Origin of the sequence: Caenimonas sp. SL110, assembly GCF_001044395.1 — a bacterium.
Classification (GTDB): Bacteria; Pseudomonadota; Gammaproteobacteria; order Burkholderiales; family Burkholderiaceae_C; genus Ramlibacter.
Genome location: NZ_JANU01000016.1, coordinates 1 through 13792, shown reverse-complemented (window position 1 = coordinate 13792; position 13792 = coordinate 1). Strand labels below are relative to the sequence as shown.

15 protein-coding genes and 1 pseudogene are annotated in these 13792 nt (G+C 62.4%); 13 read left to right on the top strand and 3 right to left on the bottom strand.

All coding sequences use genetic code 11. The features are described from left to right. Nucleotides 1-69 precede the first annotated feature (69 nt). Nucleotides 70-1068, top strand: coding sequence for a tripartite tricarboxylate transporter substrate binding protein (locus tag AQ12_RS10550; RefSeq protein WP_082151532.1), 999 nt, complete (start codon nt 70-72; stop codon nt 1066-1068). 36 nt (nt 1069-1104) lie between these two features. Next, a complete protein-coding gene (locus AQ12_RS22465; RefSeq protein ID WP_082151547.1) occupies nt 1105-1686 on the top strand; it encodes a DUF2889 domain-containing protein in 582 nt (193 codons plus the stop codon). 69 nt (nt 1687-1755) lie between these two features. On the opposite strand, the pseudogene AQ12_RS23305 reads toward AQ12_RS22465, so the two are convergent. Both AQ12_RS23305 and AQ12_RS10540 read right to left on the bottom strand, forming a co-directional pair. Next, nucleotides 1756-2409 (bottom strand): annotated as a pseudogene (locus AQ12_RS23305) (YfiR family protein); the annotation flags it as partial. Beyond that, a complete protein-coding gene (locus tag AQ12_RS10540; protein WP_161799014.1) occupies nt 2333-4222 on the bottom strand; it encodes a TonB-dependent siderophore receptor in 1890 nt (629 codons plus the stop codon). The pseudogene AQ12_RS23305 and the gene AQ12_RS10540, both read right to left, overlap by 77 nt. Before the next feature lie 149 nt (nt 4223-4371). Here AQ12_RS10540 and AQ12_RS10535 point away from each other — a divergent pair, with 149 nt between their 5' ends. The 7 genes from AQ12_RS10535 to AQ12_RS10505 all read left to right on the top strand — a co-directional run bounded on the left by AQ12_RS10535 (nt 4372) and on the right by AQ12_RS10505 (nt 9887). After that, nucleotides 4372-5025: a glutathione S-transferase gene (locus AQ12_RS10535; protein WP_048439871.1), complete on the top strand. Its 654-nt coding sequence runs from the start codon at nt 4372-4374 to the stop codon at nt 5023-5025. Continuing rightward, complete coding sequence (locus AQ12_RS10530) at nt 5022-5822, top strand: SDR family NAD(P)-dependent oxidoreductase (RefSeq protein ID WP_048439870.1); 801 nt, start codon at nt 5022-5024, stop codon at nt 5820-5822. Before AQ12_RS10535 ends, AQ12_RS10530 begins: the two co-directional genes overlap by 4 nt. 176 nt (nt 5823-5998) lie before the next feature. Continuing rightward, nucleotides 5999-6832, top strand: coding sequence for a lytic transglycosylase domain-containing protein (locus tag AQ12_RS10525; protein ID WP_048439869.1), 834 nt, complete (start codon nt 5999-6001; stop codon nt 6830-6832). A 56-nt stretch (nt 6833-6888) separates the two neighbouring features. After that, nucleotides 6889-7467 carry a hypothetical protein gene (locus tag AQ12_RS10520; protein WP_152682752.1) on the top strand — a complete coding sequence of 193 codons (579 nt, stop codon included), beginning with the start codon at nt 6889-6891 and terminating at the stop codon, nt 7465-7467. A 4-nt stretch (nt 7468-7471) separates the two neighbouring features. Then, nucleotides 7472-8257: a 2-keto-4-pentenoate hydratase gene (locus AQ12_RS10515; protein ID WP_048439867.1), complete on the top strand. Its 786-nt coding sequence runs from the start codon at nt 7472-7474 to the stop codon at nt 8255-8257. Nucleotides 8258-8366: 109 nt separating this feature from the next. Next, on the top strand, nt 8367-9365 hold the full coding sequence (locus AQ12_RS10510; protein WP_048439866.1) for an aldo/keto reductase: 999 nt from the start codon (nt 8367-8369) through the stop codon (nt 9363-9365). 138 nt (nt 9366-9503) lie between these two features. Then, complete coding sequence (locus AQ12_RS10505; protein ID WP_048439865.1) at nt 9504-9887, top strand: YXWGXW repeat-containing protein; 384 nt, start codon at nt 9504-9506, stop codon at nt 9885-9887. 29 nt (nt 9888-9916) lie between these two features. Here AQ12_RS10505 and AQ12_RS10500 read toward each other — a convergent pair whose 3' ends face one another. After that, on the bottom strand, nt 9917-10810 hold the full coding sequence (locus tag AQ12_RS10500; RefSeq protein ID WP_048439998.1) for a dienelactone hydrolase family protein: 894 nt from the start codon (nt 10808-10810) through the stop codon (nt 9917-9919). A 337-nt stretch (nt 10811-11147) separates the two neighbouring features. Here AQ12_RS10500 and AQ12_RS10495 point away from each other — a divergent pair, with 337 nt between their 5' ends. From AQ12_RS10495 to AQ12_RS22455, 4 genes are all read left to right on the top strand, one after another. Continuing rightward, on the top strand, nt 11148-11585 hold the full coding sequence (locus AQ12_RS10495; RefSeq protein ID WP_048439864.1) for a hypothetical protein: 438 nt from the start codon (nt 11148-11150) through the stop codon (nt 11583-11585). 130 nt (nt 11586-11715) lie between these two features. Continuing rightward, on the top strand, nt 11716-12159 hold the full coding sequence (locus tag AQ12_RS22750) for a hypothetical protein (protein WP_152682751.1): 444 nt from the start codon (nt 11716-11718) through the stop codon (nt 12157-12159). A gap of 97 nt (nt 12160-12256) precedes the next feature. Continuing rightward, on the top strand, nt 12257-12625 hold the full coding sequence (locus AQ12_RS10485; protein ID WP_048439862.1) for a hypothetical protein: 369 nt from the start codon (nt 12257-12259) through the stop codon (nt 12623-12625). Between the two features lie 668 nt (nt 12626-13293). After that, a complete protein-coding gene (locus AQ12_RS22455) occupies nt 13294-13620 on the top strand; it encodes a hypothetical protein (RefSeq protein WP_082151546.1) in 327 nt (108 codons plus the stop codon). Nucleotides 13621-13792 lie beyond the last annotated feature (172 nt).

The following is a 13792-nucleotide window of genomic DNA, read 5'->3' as shown; positions in this document are numbered from 1 at the left end:
TGGGGTCAAACCCTCACTGACAAGCGCAGCGCCCCGCCGTAAGCTCGCTGGCAAAAGGAGACAACGCCAATGAAGCATCCAACTGTCCGCCGCGCACACCTGCGGCATCTTCTGGTCGGCGCCGGTATCGTGGTTGCAGGCCTTGCGTGGACTCAACACGCCAAGGCCCAGGGAGCGGTCTGGCCGACCAAGCCGATTCGAATCGTCGTCACCTTTCCGCCGGGCGGCGCGCCGGACACCCTCGCGCGCGTGCTCGCCGAAAAGTGGGCATCGCTGGGCCAGCCGGTCACGGTGGACAACAAGCCCGGTGCAGGCGGCAACATCGGCAGCGACTTTGTCGCCAAGAGCCCGGGCGATGGCGCGACGCTCATCATCGGCACCGTGGGGACGCACGCAATCAACGCCGCGCTCTACGACAAGCTGCCCTACAACCACATCAAGGACTTCACGCCAATCACGTTTCTCGCGTCCACGCCCAACCTGCTGGTGGTCAACAAGACAGTGCCCGCCAACAACGTGAAGGAACTGGTCGAACTCGCAAGGAAGTCGGCGCTCAGCTTCGGCTCGTCCGGCAGCGGAACCTCGATCCACCTGTCGGGTGAACTGTTCAATACGCTGGCCGGCGTGAAGATGCAGCATGTGCCTTACAAGGGCAGGGCGCAGGCGATTCCGGACCTGCTGGGCGGCCGCATCCAGATGATCTTTGACAACATGCCCTCGGCATTGCCGCTGGTGAAGTCGGGCGAGCTCAAGGCCATCGCAGTGACCAGCGCCACCCGCTCGCCAGCCGCGCCCAATATCCCGACGATTGCCGAGTCGGGCCTGCCAGGCTTTGAGGCGACATCGTGGTTCGCCTTGCTGGGCCCGGCCAACATGCCGCGCGATGTCCAGATGCGCATCAACCAGGAAGCGCTGAAGGTGCTGGCCATGCCCGACGTGAAGGAAAAGCTGGGCGGCCTGGGCCTGGAGGTCGCGGCCGGTACGCCCGAGGCGCTGACGGCCTTGATGCAGGCTGAAACCGCGAAGTGGGCGAAGGTCGTGAAAGAGTCCGGGGCCAAGCCGGACTAGGGTCGGCACTGTCATGCTGGTGGGACAATGTTGCCCATGCCCCTCTCACCCGCCTCACCCCGCACGCACCTCCACACCCGCAGCGTTGTCTATCGCGGCTTTCATCGCGAAGACGGCATGTGGGATATCGAGGCCGAACTCACCGACGTCAAGGCCTACCAGATCGAGCGTTCCGAACGCGGCGTGATGCCGCCGGGCACGCCTATCCATGGCATGTCGATTCGGGTCACCGTGAACGATTCGTTCGTCATTCAGGCGATAGAAAGCTCATCGGACGACACACCGTTCGACGAATGCCAGCAGGGCAAGGCGCCGATGCAGAAAATGATAGGCGCGACGATGGGGCCGGGATGGCGTCAGGCGATCGAAAAGGCGCTGGGCGGCGTGCGCGGCTGCACGCACCTGCGCGAACTGCTGTTCAACATGGCCACGGCCGCCTACCAGACGATTCCCTCTTACCAGAACCGCCTGCGCCGCCAGGCCGGCCTAACCGAGTCGAATAGCGACCAGCCGCCTTACCACCTGGGCAAGTGCATCGCCTGGGATTTCGACGGCCCGGTCACGCAGCGCCACTATCCACGCTTCGTGGGATGGCAGCCCCTCAAGCGCCGCATCTGACAGGCTGCGGCCGACTGCCGCAAACAATGAAGGCAGGTCGAGCGCACCCTGAATCTTGCGTGCCACCGACAGCAGCCGGGAGTTCAGCCGCAGCCGCTGGCGCACCGCTGCTTCGATGGAGACGCCGAACCGCACCCGGTCGTCTTCCAGGAAGAAGCTCATCACGCTGCCTTTGGGATGCGCCGAGTCTGCATCGGCCACGGTGAGCACGCCTTCGGGCACCGCACTGAGCGTGTCGGCCATGCGCGCCGCGCTCGACTGCCGGATGTACAGGATGTGCACGCCGCCCGGCGCTTCGGTAGGCGCGATCTTCACGACAGTCACAGGCCGGCCGTCGCGTGCCCGGTCTTTCGCGAGTTCCTGCAGGTCCGCCAGGATTTCATCGTCGCCGATCACGCCGATGCGCACCGGCGTGTCAGGCCGCGCGAAGGTTCCGTCGGGCCATTCCACAAAGCTGAAAAACTTGTGCAGGAACGCAGCCTTGACCAGCGCGCTGCGCTGGCGCTCGGTGGCTTGTGCCTGCGCCGTCTGGGGCAGCAGCGCGGCCAGCACGCCCAGGCTTGCAAGCAGGACGGCTGCCAGCGCCAGGCAGCGCAACTTCGTCGCGGTCCACGAGGTGAGGGTGCTGTGGTTCACGTTCGGCCTCCTACAAGCGCCAGGTTGCCTTGAGCAACACACTTCGTTCCACCTCGGCGCGCGTTGCCGGCGGTCCCCATTCGACATGGCGGGCGCGTCCCAGGTTGCGCAGCGCAAGCGACAGTTGCACGCCGGGACTGGCATGCCAGCCCCACCGTGCATCAACGGCCGTGTAGGCCGGCACCACCGGATTGGACAGGCGACCGATGTGACGAGCCTGCAGGTCGATTTCGTGGCCCCCACCAAAATCGTAGGAAGTGCCCAGCGCCCAGCGTGAACGCGGGTCGTTGCCCAGCGATGCGAGCGCGTTGATGGGCGCCGTACCCGGCAGCGCCGAAAAGCGCTCGCGCAGGTGGACGGTGCTCGCATTGAGTTTCCAGTTGTCCGTCACGCGCCATGTGCCCCAGGCTTCCAGGCCGTAGAGGCGGCCTTCGAGATTGTTGTTGAGCGTGGCGCCACCCGGCATGGCGTCGAGCGAGCGCAGCTTGCTGAAGTCGTGATGAAAGATCGTGGCCGAGTACGTGATGGCCGACGTCGGTTGTGCGCGAAAGCCGGCTTCGATCACGCGCACCACTTCGGAGTCGAAGCGGGGCCCGCCCGCAATGTTGAAGGGCGCCGTGCCAGGCGAGAAGAACTCCCGGTCGACGCGCGACGGTGCCCGCACGGTCCGCGAAACGGCGCCCCACAGCAAGTGACTGGGCGTGATGTTCCAGGCCAGGCGCGCATTGGGCAGAAACTCGGTGCCGGTGTAGACGTTGTGTTCCAGCTTGCCGCCGAGCGTGAACTTGAGGGTGTCGGTGATGGAGATCTCGTCCTGTGCGAACACGTTGGCCAGATCCAGCCGCTTGTCGGCAGGCAGGAACGCGAGCGAGGCGGGCGCGATGTTTTGCGCCTTGTCGTGTTGCCAGCGATAGCCCGCACCCCAGACCAACTGGTGTCCGCGCCGGGGTGTGAATGCGTGCTGGAATTCGAGATCGAATGTATCGATCTGATCGTGGATGGAACCGGGCTGCTCGCGCACCGTCCGGTCGAAATAGGCATGCACTTCCGTGCGTCCGTTGTCGCCGAGGTCCTGGGTCCAGCGGCCCGCGAGCTTCATGCCTTGCAGGCGCCGCGTCGTGGCTCCCTGGTCGATGTCGGCCTGGTACGCATCGCCTTGCAGCGTGAGTGCGCGAGCCCCGTCGCTGTGATCTGCGCGAAAGCCCGCGCGGGTGTGTGACGCGGCATCGCGCACCGATGCGCCGCTGGTGAGGGAAAACGCATCGCGCTGCGTGCGTTTGGCATAGAGCCTGAACGGTGTCCCGCTGTCAGTGCGGGAGCCGTAGCGTGCGGCGAGGTTTCGTTCGTTCGAGCCAACGGTGCCGCTGACCAGCGCCCCCTGCGTATCGAGTGCCGGCTTGCTGATGATGTTGATGACGCCGTGGACCGCGTTCGATCCGTAGAGCGTGCCGCCCGAGCCGCTGAGCACTTCGATGCGCTCGATGTCTTCGAGCATGAGGTCGTGTTCTTCCCAGAACACGCCGGAAAACAGCGGCGAGTAAACCGTGCGGCCGTCGATCTGCACGAGCATCTTGTTGGCCAGCACCGTGTTGAGGCCGCGCGCGGTGATGGCGTACTGGTTGGCGTCGGCGCGGGCCACTTGCAGGTTGGGTGCCAGGCGCAGCACTTCGGGCAGGCTCACTGCGCCCGAGCGACGGATGTCCTCGCTGCTGATGACATACACCGAGCCCGGTACGTCGGCCAGGCGCTGCGCGCGCTTTGAAAAGGTGGTGACTTCAATGTTGGCGAGCTGCTCGAGTGAAAGGTCGAGCAGGCTGGCGACCTGTTGTGCCGACGCCGATGGATGCGCCAACGCGGCAAGGGCTGCACCCATCGCAATGACAGACAGGCGCTTGGGCATGAAATCCATGGTGCCTCGCTGTAAAAAGCAATGATTATTAGCCATGCAAAGCAGCCGCAACAGGCCTGTCGCCCGCATTACCCGCACCTGTTGTTTTCAATTCACCCTTGGGCAAAATGCGAATTGCCACTTACCAGGAGACATCACAAATGCTGACGCTGCACGGATTGCCTATTTCGAATTACTACAACAAGGTCAAGCTCGTCCTTCTCGAAAAGGGCGTGCCCTTCGAGGAGGTGCACGCAGCCACGCACAGCACCGAAGAAGCCGTGCTCGGTGCATCGCCGCTGGGCAAGATTCCGTTTTTGCGATGCGATGAAGGCGCGATCTGCGAAAGCCAGCCCATGCTGGAATGGATTGAAGCGAAGTGGCCCGAGCCGGCGCTCATGCCTGCCGATGCGTTCGCTGCGGCCAAAGTGCGTGAGCTCACCACCTTCATCGACTGGCACCTGGAGATCGTCGCGCGCCAGCTCTACGGACAAGCGTTCTTTGGCGCAGCGCCCTTGAGCGAATCGAATGCAGCGCGCATTCGCAAGCAGCTCGAACACAACATCGCGGCCTTCAAGCGGCTTGCCAGGTTCTCGCCCTACGTTGCAGGGGACTCGCTGACGCAAGCCGACTGCGCCGCGTTCAATCACCTGCCCCTGATCGGCATGGCCACCAAGATCGTGTTCGGTGAGGACCTGCTGCTTGCTGGCGGCGTTGACTACAAGGGTTACGTCAAGATGATCTCGGAGCGGCCCTCGGGTCAGCGTGTTTCCGCCGACCGCAAGGCCGCGACGCAGCCCAAGGCCAAGCCATGACAAGCGCGAACAGGACTGCGGGCAAGGTCGTCCTGATTACCGGCTCGGCCACGGGTGTGGGCGCCGCGAGCGCGCTCGACCTTGCCACGCGCGGCCATCACGTGGTCATCAACTATTCGCGCAGCGAGGCAGAGGCACGCGAGACCGAAGCGCGATGTCGTGATGCAGGTGCACAGACGCTGCTCGTGCGCGCCGATGTGTCCAACGATGATGACTGCAAGGCGATGGTGCAGGCCACGCTCGACAAGTGGGGGCGCATCGATGCGCTGGTCAACAACGCGGGCGTGTCAGTCTTTGCGCAAGCTGCAGCCTGGGATGCGCTGGATGCCCAGGCATTCAATCGCATCATGGGCGTGAACGTCATCGGTTCCTTCCAGATGGTTCGCGCCTGCGCGCCGCACCTCAAGAGTTCGCGTGGATGCATTGTGAATGTCTCATCCATTGCCGGTGCACTGGGTATCGGCTCGTCCATTCCGTACATCGCATCGAAGGGCGCGCTCAATTCGATGACGCTTCATCTGGCGCGAACGATGGCCCCCGAAGTGCGCGTGAACGCCGTGTGTCCGGGCCTGATCACCTCGCGCTGGTTCGTGGAGGGCATCGGTGAGGCGGGCTACCAAAAGACTCTCGCTGCGTACGAGAACGCAACGCCGCTGGGCACCGCGTGTTCGCCTGAAGATGTGGCGCAGGCCATCGCCTGGCTCATCGATGGCGCGCGTACCGTGACGGGTGAATTGCTGCTGCTCGATGCGGGAACTCATCTGGGATCGAGGCCCATGGCGCAGCCCCAACGCTGAGTTCGAGCGGCGATTGACAGCAGGGTTTTCACTGCGCAACGGCTGAGTTTTATCCGGGTTTACGCGTGGAATAGTTGGCGTTTTGCGGCCTCAATGCAAATCATCTTGAAACACCGGTGAACTCCTGACACGTGTGCCGGTCCTTTCCTACCTGATGTAAGAAAGGGACTACACACATGACGCTTCGCTGGTCTGCCTCCTTTGCCGTTGCTGGATTCACTGCTGTTGCGCTTGCAAGCTTTGTTGCACTCGAAGTGCAAGATGAGCTGCAAACGCAGGAACTCCTTGCCCAGGTTACCGCGCCGGTTGCGCCAGCAGCGCCTGCCGCTGCACCCGCTGCGCCTGTCGCGGTTGCCAAGGCTTTGCCTCCATCGCCAAAGGCCGGTTACTACGCGGAGGTGCGCGCCAAGCTGCAATGGGTGCAGACCCGCATGGGCGGCACGATGCTGCTCACGCCAGACATGAACTCGCGGATGATCCTGGCCAAGTCCGCTGCCAGGCAGGCAGGGCTTTCCGAAGTGGGCCTGAGTTTCAAGGATGTGTACGGCATCATCTACGCCGAGACCTCGTGGGTCCCGCGCATGGGTGCCAGCAAGAACGGCACGCCCAACCTGGGCATCGCGCAGTTCGAACCCGCCACTGCGCGTGCGCTGGGCCTGACCAACCCGGAAGATCCTGTCGAGGCGATCCACGTGGCCGCGGTGCACATGAAGCAAGCCGCCAAATGGAGCGACGACCGCCTGGACGGCCTGAAACTGAGTTCTGCCGAGCGTGCGCAAAAGCTGCGTGAAGGCGTCTCGATCTACTACAACCTGTCCACCAAGGGCCGCAACACCTGGAACGGCAAGAACACCGAGAAGCTGCCGCGCGAGACGCAGCTGCACATCGCCAACGCACGCAATGGTGCCGTTGAAGCCGCGCTCATCGACGCACAGCAGCGCGTCACCCGTGTGACCGGCCGCGCCGCAGACACAGTCGCATCGCTTGCGTCCCCGCAGGACGGCAGCTAGGCGGTCTTTGGTTCTCGTGGCGCGCAGGGGCTTGGCGCGGTAGAGTTGGCATCTACATGTCAACTCTGCCTGGTAAACCCAAACGAAGAAAAGACTCGCTTCTGACCGACAGAGGCGAGCTCTATCTCCCCCGCGATTTTCGCGCCGGCACCGAGGCCGTCGAGCGAGACACAGACTCGGCCTGGGCCAGTTTCCAGGAGATGGAGGCCCACGCCGATCGCCGCTTCGCCGACACGGCACCTCTTTCGAGCACCCCGCAGGACACCCCGGGCGACCGCCGCTATGCGCGTACCGCTGCGGGTGGGCTCACGATGGCGAGCACCCCTGCGTTGACGCCCGCACCGGCCGTCGGTCCGGCCACGGTCGAGGACGCGATGGTCGAGGCACGCCGCAACAACCGTGTCTGCCCCAAGCCCGAGCGTTGGCAAGAACTCTTTGCCATGCTGCCCGATGTGCAAAAGGGCAAGCCGCCGCCGCCTCTCGTCGGCTCGTCGTGGGCCAACACGCCATCGCTTTCCAAGCGGATGTGCCTGCGCGAACACCTGGAATGGGCCGCGCAGCACGGACGCCTCGATGCGGTGCTCTCGTTCATGCGTGGCCTGCCCGAAACGGACTGGTTCCACATGGGCGACTGACGGCATGTCGCCGCAAGAACTTCTGGCCCATTACGACCAGGCCACCCTGTGGGACGCAGGAAGCGGCCTGGACCTGGGGGTTGCCTATGAACACGCGCTGACCGTACGCGAACTGCGGATCGCGCGTGGCGAGCAACCGCTGGGCTACAAGATAGGCTTTACCAATCGCACCATCTGGCCGCGCTACAACGTCTTTGCGCCGATCTGGGGCACGGTCTGGAGCACGACAGTGACCCACTGCGAGGGCAAGGCGGTTGTGTCGCTTGCAGGCACCTGCCAGCCGCGCCTGGAGCCCGAGGCTGTGTTCGGCATGCGCAGCACGCCACCTGCGCACGCAAGCCTGCAGCAGTTGTTCGAATCGGTCGAGTGGATCGCGCCCGGCTTCGAGGTGGTCGATTCGCACCAGCCGGGCTGGAAGTTCGTCGCAGCCGATACCGTGGCCGACGGTGGCTTGCATGCGAGGCTGCTGGTGGGGCCTCGCACGCCGGTCCTCGCGATCGCGCGTCATGCGGACGAGTTCGACCAGCATCTGGCAAAGGCGCGTGTCGTGCTCGGCAAGGGCGATGAGGCTGTGGAGGAGGGCGTGGGTGCGAACGTGCTCGATGGGCCGCTGCATGCACTGCTGCACTTCCTGGAGGCCCTGCGCAATTGCCCCGGGTCGCCCGACCTGAAAGCAGGCGACGTGGTGACCACCGGCACATGGACTGACGCGTGGCCGGTAGCGCCCGGTGAACGCTGGACCGCGCGGTTCGACAGCGCATTGCCGCCGCTCGAAATCAATTTCAGCTGAAAAGAGGAAACTGGGAAATGGACAAGCGCAATTTTCTGGGTGTAGCAGGCGTGGCAGGTGCGGCGCTTGACTTCATCGACGTGCAGGCTTAAACGGTAAACACACATTCATGCAATATCGACACCTGGGTAAAAGCCCGCTGCAAGTTTCTGCCCTATGCCTTGGAACCATGATGTTCGGCGACCAGACCGACATCGATGAGGCGAAGTCCATCGTCGCCCACGCGCACGAACACGGCGTGAATTTCATCGACACAGCCGACGTCTACACGCGTGGTGCATCCGAGGCGATGGTGGGGCAACTGCTCAAGTCGGGGCGCCATGACTGGGTGGTCGCTACCAAGCTGGGCAACAAGATGTCCAGCCGCGCGAATGAAGGAAGCTACTCGCGCAGCTGGATGCTGCGCGAGGTCGATGAGAGTCTGGCGCGCCTGGCGATGGATCACATCGACATCCTGTACCTGCACCGCGATGAGAACGGCATGGACCTGGAAGAGCCGCTGCGTGCCATCGATGCATTGCTGCGTGCGGGCAAGATCCGGTATTGGGGCGTTTCCAACTTTCGTGGCTGGCGTATTGCCGAGATCATGCGGCTCGCCGGCCAGCTCGGCATGCCCGGCCCGGTGGTTTGCCAGCCCTACTACAACCTGCTCAACCGCATGCCCGAGGTCGAGATTCTTCCGGCGTGCCGCAACTACGGGATCGGCGTTGTGCCCTACAGCCCGGTTGCGCGTGGTGTTCTCACCGGCAAATATGCACCCGGCCAGGAAGCACCGGCGGGCACGCGTGCGGCTCGTGGAGACAAGCGGATCGCCGAGACCGAATGGCGACCGGAGTCGCTGGTGATCGCAGACAAGCTCAAGGCGCATGCCGCGAAACAGGGCATCAGCCTGGCGCAGTTTGCGACGGCCTGGGTGCTGGCGCACAACGCGGTGAGTGCGGTCATTGCGGGGCCGCGAACGCTTGCGCAGTGGCAGGACTATCTGCCTGCGCTTGAATACCGGTGGACTGCCGAAGATGAAGCGATCGTCGATTCGTTCGTGGCTGCGGGCCACCCCTCGACGCCGGGATTCAACGACCCCGCGTATCCGCTGCCGGCGCGCAACTGATGGGTTGAAGTTCAGCCATTGGACAGTGCGAGTGGCGGTCCTGTCCTACATGGTGGCCGTCAACGCGGCGTGACTGTGGGCGTTGGTCAAGGAGAGCTTCAATCCTGTTGCTCGACCAGCCCTCAGGAGATCAATTACATGTTCAAGAAGATCCTGCTCGCCGCCGTGATTGGCGCGACATTCGCATCGGTGCCTTTCGCATCGTCTGCACAAACCCGCACCATCATCATCCGCGAAGCGCCGCCGCCTCCGCGTGATGAGACCCGTCCGCCGCAGCGTCGTGGCTCTGAATGGGCGCCAGGCCATTGGGAATGGCGTGGCGGCAAGCATGTGTGGGTTGCAGGGCGCTACATCCGTGAGCGCCGCGGTTCGCATTGGGTGCCCGATCAGTGGGTCGAGCGCAATGGCCGCTGGATGCTGGTGCGCGGCCATTGGGAGCGCGGCATGCGCAATCGCGACCGTGATGGTGACGGCGTGCGCAACCGCGACGACGCGCGTCCGAACAACCCCAACAGGAGCTAAAGCTGCCGGGGAGCCGCGCCGCGTAGCACCTACGCGAGCCTGGCTTTGAAAAACCCCACGGTGCGATCCCACGCCAGCTTTGCGGCGGCGGGGTCGTAGCGTGGGGTTGTGTCGTTGTTGAAGCCGTGTTGCGTGCCGGGGTACTGGTGCATCACATGGTTGACGCCGGCGGCCTTCAGCGCCGCTTCATAAGCAGGCCACGCCGCGTTGATGCGCTCGTCCACGGCGGCGAGTTGCACCAGCAACGGCGCTTTCACTTTGGCGGCTTCTTCCGGGGCGGGCGTGTTGCCGTAGAAGGGGACCGCTGCGGCCAGGTCGGGCATTCGCGTGGCGAGCGTGTGGACCACGCCGCCGCCATAGCAAAAGCCGGTTGCGCCCATCTTGCCGTTGGAGTCGGGGCGCGCGCGCAGGTAGGCCGCTGCTGCAAAGAAGTCCTGGTGAGCCTTGGTCTGGTCGAGCTGCGCGAACAGCGTGCGGGCCTTGTCTTCATCGCCGGGATAGCCGCCCAGCGGTGTCAGCGCGTCAGGTGCGAAAGCCATGAAGCCGTCGAGCGCGAGGCGGCGCGTGATGTCTTCGATGTGCGGATTGAGTCCCCGGTTTTCATGGATGACCAGGACGGTGGGAAGCTTGCTGGTCCCTGCGCTGGCCGGTCGTGCCAGGTAGCCCTTTGACGTGCCATTGCCCAGCGGTGAAGGGAAGGTGATCCACTCGGTCTTGAGGCGCGCGTCGTCCTTGGGCACTTGCTGGCCGGCGGCGAAGTTGGGACTGAGTGCTGCAAGCAGGCCCGCAGCGGTGACACCCGCCTTCGCGAACTTTTGCGCCTTGTTGAGAAAGCCCCGGCGATCGAGGTCGCCGTGAACATAGGCATCGAAAAGGATGAGCAGGTCCTGGTCGAAATCTCTGGCGGTCAGGCGAGGCTGCATGTACTTCACTCCAAAAGGGATCGGAGGGTACCGACAAGCGCAGTTCTTGAGCGCGGGTTCGTGCGCAAGCCCCTATAGATGAGGGCGAATGCTCGACGCAAATTACGCACGCCGTTAGGGGTACGCAGTTTTATCCGGCAGTTTTATCCGGCACTTGGGAGGTTGCGGGATATATTGGCGGGAACGGGTTACAAGGGGAGGCGAGTGATGAAGAGTCGGGCGATGAGCGGGAATTGCGCGGGTGCGGAGGCACTTTGTGTGGCGGTGGGCGATTTTATCCGGCAGGGTGGAATGCTGGCTACATTACGTTAGGCCTCAAGTCCAGCCCCCGTTCCTCATGCCGCGCAAACTGCTTCTACTGCTGTGGCTCTGGTTCGCAGTCGCCATCGGTGCGGCGATCGCTCTGGCGCTACTGCAACCGGAAGGTCCAGTGAAGTGGGCCTTGCGTGCCGTTGCCTTCGTACCCGCGTGCCTCTTGGCAAACGCTGTCGTTGAGCAAACTGCGTCCCTCTTCATGTCACTGCCTGGACTGAAACAAGGAACGCGCTACTTCGAAAGAAGGGCTGAAGGCAAGGACTACTCAGCCGCGCGAGCAGCCTGGTATGCGTTCTGCGCAGTCCTTGGCTTCGTCGTGTTCACCACAGTTGCCGCAGCGATGTGGAGCGGCTTCTCGTCGGCGCGTGACTTCATCGCCCAAGACAAGTGCCTAGACGGTGGAGGCAAGTGGAGTGCGGAAGGACACGAATGCCAGTTCTCGAACGGCGGCGCACAGTGAGGCCTAACCCCTCGGTCAACGCGAGGCCCAGCGGCGGGGCACTTGGCCCGCGAAGCCGTGTGCTGCATCATCGGCTTCGCGGGCCAAGCACCCCACCGCCGGTCCCGCGTTACCTCGAACGTTAGACAGCATGATTCGTCTCGGCGTATCTTTCTCACTCACTACTGCTTCTCTGATTTTGGCGGGCTGGGCATGTGCCGCATCAGTTTCGGCGCAGCTCCTGCAAGACTATCGGTGCAAAATTGATCGCGTGGCAACCGCAGAAGCGAATCCATCTCGCGGGTCGACCACTATTCGGAACTCATACATCGGCAGAGAGTTCACGGTGGAACGTCGAACTGGTTTGATGGCGGGCGCGTTGAAGAACGCCTATGTCACCAAACCAGATGTTATCGACGTCGGCTCGGACCGAAATTCATTCAAGGCAGTTACCACAATGCGGCTGCAGCAAGGGGCAGGGTACGGGACCAACGTCTATGTGCTGGTAGTTGATGAATTTGTACGCAGTACCAACAAACCATTCGTCTTTCTCGAGAACGATGATCTCTATTTCGGGATATGCGTGCATTTCTAGGGCTGCTGTCTAACATGTCAATCGACGCGGACCCACAACTGCAGGAGACGGCTTTGCCGCAAGTGTTGGTGCGCCGGTCATTTTTACGTTAGGCATCATGGCGTTCGATATCTGGCGCGCTCAAAACCAATTGGTCTTCGATGCGTTTCTTCCTGAACTCGCTTCACACCTGGAGCGTTCGATAGAGGACGTTCAGCGAACCGGAATTCTTCAATCCGAGTTCCCCTATCAGCGCGTGCGCGTCTGCTACGGAGATGATCGACAGTTCCCGGATAGCGTTTGGGATTTTGGGTATGCATTCGCGCTGATCTCGCTAACTCGCGAGGCTGTCGCCGTTTTCGCTCAGCACGCCGGATATTTCGTGTTCAACCACTGCTGCATCGTTACGATTCGCGAGAGTCACCAACTGACAGACGAAAACGTCATTTGGGATGTTGCCGACTGGTGGAGGCATCGTGAGGTCTAACTTGGCAATCGACACGGACGCACAAGTGCGTCCACTCCCTGCGGTCGCTCCTTCTCTGGTGCGCCGGTCATTTCTACGTTAGGCCTCATGAATACCTTTCCGTCTCACATTCCGCCGCGCAACCAATGGGGAATCCGAAAGGAACTCGCACTGCAAGTCGCCAGCAGAGACTTGGTCTGCGTCTACTGCGGTAGCGAGTTTGCTCCAATCGGTCCTGCCGGTAATAGGCGGGCGTCTTGGGAGCACATCATCAATGACCCGGCGCTCATTACCCTGGACAATATCGCTCTTTGCTGCACGGGATGTAACTCAAGCAAGAGAAAGAAGACCCTGGGTGAATGGCTCAAGTCAGACTACTGCGCAAGGAACGGCATCAACGAGTCAAAGCTAGCACCTGTCGCGCGGGCTGCTCTTCTACGTCAGTTCGAAAGCACTTCGGCCAAACGCACCGAATCAACCGAGTCACCCGCATTAATGTCCTCCTACAATCCACCGCCTGGCACGAAACCTCCAAACAATGAGGCCTAACCCCTCGCTCAAGCGGAGCGCCATCGGCAGGCCACCAGGCCCGCGCGGCGCCTCTGTTCATCATGCGCCGCACGGGCCTGGCGTCCTACCGCTGTCGCCCGCTTAGCTCGAACGTTATGCCGCAGAGGCGGGATGAGCGCATGTTTACGAGAATCTCTCTAACTCGCCTGTACGTGGGCTCTATTTACAAGCTTGTATTTGTCGGGCTTATCTTTTCGTTAGTACCACTCGGCCTCGTGTTTGGGCTTCTTGCCGCGTTTGGGGCAAACACAGTTAGCTGGAATGGCGCTGCCGTTCATGGCATTGCTGGTTTTCTACTAGGACCCCTGTTGGGCGGATTGTTTGCAGTTTCGCTAACGGCCTTTCTTGGCAGTGCCTGCGTGCTTGGCCTCTGGCTGTTCTCGAAGCTCAAACCAATGTCGCTTTGGGCAAAGAATCTCACTCACTTTCCCGATGAAGCTGCATAACATGTCAACCGACACGGACCCCCCACACCAGGTTGCGGCTTCGCCGTATTCTGTTGTGGTCCGGTCATCTTTGCGTTAGGCAGCGCAGAAACCCCGTGCTTGACGGCTGTGTCGTCATCCATACAATGTATGGATGAGATTTGAATGGGACCCCGTCAAAGCAGCGTCGAAC

Excerpts from the sequence above, each read along its gene's own strand:
- AQ12_RS10550 (WP_082151532.1), top strand. The coding sequence starts at position 70 with ATGAAGCATCCAACTGTCCGCCGCGCACACCTGCGGCATCTTCTGGTC.
- AQ12_RS22465 (WP_082151547.1), top strand. The coding sequence starts at position 1,105 with ATGCCCCTCTCACCCGCCTCACCCCGCACGCACCTCCACACCCGCAGC.
- AQ12_RS10540 (WP_161799014.1), bottom strand. The coding sequence starts at position 4,222 with ATGCCCAAGCGCCTGTCTGTCATTGCGATGGGTGCAGCCCTTGCCGCG.
- AQ12_RS10535 (WP_048439871.1), top strand. The coding sequence starts at position 4,372 with ATGCTGACGCTGCACGGATTGCCTATTTCGAATTACTACAACAAGGTC.
- AQ12_RS10530 (WP_048439870.1), top strand. The coding sequence starts at position 5,022 with ATGACAAGCGCGAACAGGACTGCGGGCAAGGTCGTCCTGATTACCGGC.
- AQ12_RS10525 (WP_048439869.1), top strand. The coding sequence starts at position 5,999 with ATGACGCTTCGCTGGTCTGCCTCCTTTGCCGTTGCTGGATTCACTGCT.
- AQ12_RS10520 (WP_152682752.1), top strand. The coding sequence starts at position 6,889 with ATGTCAACTCTGCCTGGTAAACCCAAACGAAGAAAAGACTCGCTTCTG.
- AQ12_RS10515 (WP_048439867.1), top strand. The coding sequence starts at position 7,472 with ATGTCGCCGCAAGAACTTCTGGCCCATTACGACCAGGCCACCCTGTGG.
- AQ12_RS10510 (WP_048439866.1), top strand. The coding sequence starts at position 8,367 with ATGCAATATCGACACCTGGGTAAAAGCCCGCTGCAAGTTTCTGCCCTA.
- AQ12_RS10505 (WP_048439865.1), top strand. The coding sequence starts at position 9,504 with ATGTTCAAGAAGATCCTGCTCGCCGCCGTGATTGGCGCGACATTCGCA.
- AQ12_RS10500 (WP_048439998.1), bottom strand. The coding sequence starts at position 10,810 with ATGCAGCCTCGCCTGACCGCCAGAGATTTCGACCAGGACCTGCTCATC.
- AQ12_RS10495 (WP_048439864.1), top strand. The coding sequence starts at position 11,148 with ATGCCGCGCAAACTGCTTCTACTGCTGTGGCTCTGGTTCGCAGTCGCC.
- AQ12_RS22750 (WP_152682751.1), top strand. The coding sequence starts at position 11,716 with ATGATTCGTCTCGGCGTATCTTTCTCACTCACTACTGCTTCTCTGATT.
- AQ12_RS10485 (WP_048439862.1), top strand. The coding sequence starts at position 12,257 with ATGGCGTTCGATATCTGGCGCGCTCAAAACCAATTGGTCTTCGATGCG.
- AQ12_RS22455 (WP_082151546.1), top strand. The coding sequence starts at position 13,294 with ATGTTTACGAGAATCTCTCTAACTCGCCTGTACGTGGGCTCTATTTAC.